This is a genomic window from Micromonospora sp. NPDC003197 (genome assembly GCF_053590565.1).
The window spans coordinates 1-5,310 of sequence record NZ_JBSFTE010000054.1; the positions used below are offsets into that span (position 1 = coordinate 1).

The window sequence follows — 5,310 nt, forward strand, 5'->3', positions numbered from 1 at the left end:
GTCCGGCGGTGTCCTACTCTCCCACACCCTCCCGAGTGCAGTACCATCGGCGCTGGAGGGCTTAGCTTCCGGGTTCGGAATGTAACCGGGCGTTTCCCCTCCGCCATGACCGCCGTAACACTATCGACATGTCAAAACACCACACACAAATCGGGGTGTTTCGTTTGCCGTGAATCACACAGTGGACGCGTAGCAACTTAGTAGTCAAGCCCTCGGCCTATTAGTACCGGTCAACTGAACCCGTTACCGGGCTTACATCTCCGGCCTATCAACCCAGTCGTCTAGCTGGGGGCCTTACCCCATCAAGTGGGTGGGACACCTAATCTTGAAGCGAGCTTCCCGCTTAGATGCTTTCAGCGGTTATCCCTTCCGAACGTAGCCAACCAGCCGTGCCCCTGGCGGGACAACTGGCACACCAGAGGTTCGTCCGTCCCGGTCCTCTCGTACTAGGGACAGCCCTTCTCAAGTATCCAACGCGCACGGCGGATAGGGACCGAACTGTCTCACGACGTTCTAAACCCAGCTCGCGTACCGCTTTAATGGGCGAACAGCCCAACCCTTGGGACCTGCTACAGCCCCAGGATGCGACGAGCCGACATCGAGGTGCCAAACCATCCCGTCGATATGGACTCTTGGGGAAGATCAGCCTGTTATCCCCGGGGTACCTTTTATCCGTTGAGCGACACCGCTTCCACTCGCAAGTGCCGGATCACTAGTCCCGACTTTCGTCCCTGCTCGACCTGTCAGTCTCACAGTCAAGCTCCCTTGTGCACTTACACTCAACACCTGATTGCCAACCAGGCTGAGGGAACCTTTGGGCGCCTCCGTTACCCTTTAGGAGGCAACCGCCCCAGTTAAACTACCCACCAGACACTGTCCCTGAACCGGATCACGGTCCGAAGTTAGATACCCAAATCAACCAGAGTGGTATTTCAAGCTTGCCTCCACCCATACTGGCGTATGGACTTCACCGGCTCCCACCTATCCTACACAAGCTAATTCGAGTACCAATGTCAAGCTATAGTAAAGGTCCCGGGGTCTTTCCGTCCTGCCGCGCGTAACGAGCATCTTTACTCGTAATGCAATTTCGCCGGGCCTGTGGTTGAGACAGTAGGGAAGTCGTTACGCCATTCGTGCAGGTCGGAACTTACCCGACAAGGAATTTCGCTACCTTAGGATGGTTATAGTTACCACCGCCGTTTACTGGCGCTTAAGTTCTCAGCTTCGCCCCGAAAGACTAACCGGTCCCCTTAACGTTCCAGCACCGGGCAGGCGTCAGTCCATATACATCGAATTACTTCTTCGCATGGACCTGTGTTTTTAGTAAACAGTCGCTTCCCCCTGGTCTCTGCGGCCATACAACGCTCCACCCGCAAGGGGCTTCACGTCTCCGGCCCCCCTTCTCCCTAAGTTACGGGGGTAATTTGCCGAGTTCCTTAACCACAGTTCACCCGATCGCCTCGGTATTCTCTACCTGACCACCTGTGTCGGTTTGGGGTACGGGCCGCTCGGAACTCGCTAGAGGCTTTTCTCGGCAGCATAGGATCACTGACTTCACCTGAATCGGCTCGGCATCACGTCTCAGCCACATGATGTGCGGATTTGCCTACACACCGGCCTACACGCTTACCCCGGCACAACCACCGGCCGGGATCAGCTACCTTCCTGCGTCACCCCATCGCTTGACTACTACCCGCCAGGTTCCCACGCTCCCCATGTTTGATCCGAAGACCGCCCACAGATCGGGTGGTTAGCACAACGAGGTTCATCATGGGCGTTCCTTCGCGGGTACGGGAATATCAACCCGTTGTCCATCGACTACGCCTCTCGGCCTCGCCTTAGGTCCCGACTCACCCAGGGCGGATTAACCTGGCCCTGGAACCCTTGGTCATCCGGCGGAAGGGTTTCTCACCCTTCTTTCGCTACTCATGCCTGCATTCTCACTCGTGCCGCGTCCACAGCTGGGTCACCCCGCTGCTTCACCCCCGGCACGACGCTCCCCTACCCATCCACACACCTGGACACCCACCCAAAGGAAGATGCCGAGTAAAAATGTGAATGCCACAGCTTCGGCGGTGTACTTGAGCCCCGCTACATTGTCGGCGCGGAACCACTTGACCAGTGAGCTATTACGCACTCTTTAAAGGGTGGCTGCTTCTAAGCCAACCTCCTGGTTGTCTATGCGACCCCACATCCTTTTCCACTTAGCACACGCTTAGGGGCCTTAGCTGGTGATCTGGGCTGTTTCCCTCTCGACTACGAAGCTTATCCCCCGCAGTCTCACTGCCGCGCTCTCACTTACCGGCATTCGGAGTTTAGCTGATTTCGGTAAGCTTGTAGGCCCCCTAGACCATCCAGTGCTCTACCTCCGGCAAGAAACACGCGACGCTGCACCTAAATGCATTTCGGGGAGAACCAGCTATCACGGAGTTTGATTGGCCTTTCACCCCTAACCACAGGTCATCCCCCAACTTTTCAACGTTGGTGGGTTCGGCCCTCCACGCGGTCTTACCCGCGCTTCAGCCTGCCCATGGCTAGATCACTCCGCTTCGGGTCTAGGACACGCGACTGAACGCCCTGTTCAGACTCGCTTTCGCTACGGCTCCCCCACACGGGTTAACCTCGCCACATGCCACTAACTCGCAGGCTCATTCTTCAAAAGGCACGCCGTCACCCCTAAAGGCTCCGACGGATTGTAGGCGAACGGTTTCAGGTACTATTTCACTCCCCTCCCGGGGTACTTTTCACCATTCCCTCACGGTACTCGTCCGCTATCGGTCACCAGGAAGTATTCAGGCTTACCAGGTGGTCCTGGCAGATTCACGGCAGATTTCAGGGGTCCGCCGCTACTCGGGAACATCCACAGAAGACCAGCCACTTTCGCCTACCGGACTATCACCGACTACGGTTGGCTTTTCCACACCATTCGGCTAGCAACTGGCTTTGTAACTTCTCGGACAGGTGTCAGCCCATCCAGCAGAGTCCCACAACCCCGACCACGCAACCCCTGACAGGTATCACACGCAACCGGTTTAGCCTAAATCCGCTTTCGCTCGCCACTACTCACGGAATCACTATTGTTTTCTCTTCCTGCGGGTACTGAGATGTTTCACTTCCCCGCGTTCCCTCCACACACCCTATGTGTTCAGGTGTGGGTGACACCACATGACTGGTGCCAGGTTTCCCCATTCGGACACCCTGGGATCACAGCTTGGTTGACAGCTCCCCCAGGCCTATCGCGGCCTCCCACGTCCTTCATCGGCTCCTGGTGCCAAGGCATCCACCGTTCGCCCTTGACAACTTGACCACAAAGATGCTCGCGTCCACTGTGTAATTCTCAACAAACGACCAACCCACAACCCCACACCACCACACCTCGACCCCAACAGATCCGGTTTGCAGCAGCAGGCCATGCCTGGCAGAAAAAACAAACACCACCGGTGTTCATTCCCTCAGGACCCAACAGGATGCTCTACATTCACCACCAGCCGCACCAACCAATCATTCCCACCACCAAAATGGCTGTACTAGAAAGGCCGGCCGTTGCCAGCGTCAAACTCACCAGTGTCTCCGCCAAATGAGCACCCCAACCCAACATTCGCAGGTCACGGGCTCCATACCGTCCTTCGACGGATGGTGCTCCTTAGAAAGGAGGTGATCCAGCCGCACCTTCCGGTACGGCTACCTTGTTACGACTTCGTCCCAATCGCCAGCCCCACCTTCGACGGCTCCCTCCACAAGGGTTGGGCCACCGGCTTCGGGTGTTGCCGACTTTCGTGACGTGACGGGCGGTGTGTACAAGGCCCGGGAACGTATTCACCGCAGCGTTGCTGATCTGCGATTACTAGCGACTCCGACTTCACGGGGTCGAGTTGCAGACCCCGATCCGAACTGAGACCGGCTTTTTGGGATTCGCTCCACCTCACGGTATCGCAGCCCATTGTACCGGCCATTGTAGCATGCGTGAAGCCCTGGACATAAGGGGCATGATGACTTGACGTCATCCCCACCTTCCTCCGAGTTGACCCCGGCAGTCTTCGATGAGTCCCCGCCATAACGCGCTGGCAACATCGAACGAGGGTTGCGCTCGTTGCGGGACTTAACCCAACATCTCACGACACGAGCTGACGACAGCCATGCACCACCTGTGACCGCCCCCGAAGGACCTCACATCTCTGCGAGTTTTGCGGCCATGTCAAACCCAGGTAAGGTTCTTCGCGTTGCATCGAATTAATCCGCATGCTCCGCCGCTTGTGCGGGCCCCCGTCAATTCCTTTGAGTTTTAGCCTTGCGGCCGTACTCCCCAGGCGGGGCGCTTAATGCGTTAGCTGCGGCACAGAGAACCGGAGAGGTCCCCCACACCTAGCGCCCAACGTTTACAGCGTGGACTACCAGGGTATCTAATCCTGTTCGCTCCCCACGCTTTCGCTCCTCAGCGTCAGTATCGGCCCAGAGACCCGCCTTCGCCACCGGTGTTCCTCCTGATATCTGCGCATTCCACCGCTACACCAGGAATTCCAGTCTCCCCTACCGAACTCTAGCCTGCCCGTATCGACTGCAGGCCCGCAGTTGAGCTGCGGGTTTTCACAGTCGACGCGACAAGCCGCCTACGAGCTCTTTACGCCCAATAAATCCGGACAACGCTCGCGCCCTACGTCTTACCGCGGCTGCTGGCACGTAGTTGGCCGGCGCTTCTTCTGCAGGTACCGTCACTTACGCTTCGTCCCTGCTGAAAGAGGTTTACAACCCGAAGGCCGTCATCCCTCACGCGGCGTCGCTGCATCAGGCTTTCGCCCATTGTGCAATATTCCCCACTGCTGCCTCCCGTAGGAGTCTGGGCCGTGTCTCAGTCCCAGTGTGGCCGGTCGCCCTCTCAGGCCGGCTACCCGTCGTCGCCTTGGTAGGCCATTACCCCACCAACAAGCTGATAGGCCGCGAGTCCATCCCAGGCCGAAAAACTTTCCACTCCCCACCATGCGACAGGAAGTCATATCCGGTATTAGCCCCCGTTTCCGAGGGTTATCCCAAAGCCTAGGGCAGGTTACTCACGTGTTACTCACCCGTTCGCCGCTCGAGTACCCCGAAGGGCCTTTCCGCTCGACTTGCATGTGTTAAGCACGCCGCCAGCGTTCGTCCTGAGCCAGGATCAAACTCTCCAACAAAAATCTTTGAAAAGCGTCCCGGCAACAATAGTTGCCAAAGGAATCTCCAACCAACCAATCAAATAGATCAGCCGGCCGGGGTTCAAACATAACTTGGCACTGGCTTATCAAGCACCCTGTTGAGTTCTCAAAGAACAAACACACACCA

General features: G+C 57.2%; 3 rRNA genes. All 3 read right to left on the bottom strand.

Going from position 1 to position 5,310, the window contains the following annotated elements:
- Positions 1–117, bottom strand: a 5S ribosomal RNA gene (gene rrf, locus ACWDV4_RS30665).
- An 83-nt stretch (positions 118–200) separates the two neighbouring features.
- A 23S ribosomal RNA gene (locus tag ACWDV4_RS30670) occupies positions 201–3,307 on the bottom strand.
- A gap of 340 nt (positions 3,308–3,647) precedes the next feature.
- Positions 3,648–5,162 (bottom strand): 16S ribosomal RNA (locus ACWDV4_RS30675).
- Together the 16S, 23S and 5S rRNA genes form the textbook arrangement of a ribosomal RNA operon.
- Positions 5,163–5,310 lie beyond the last annotated feature (148 nt).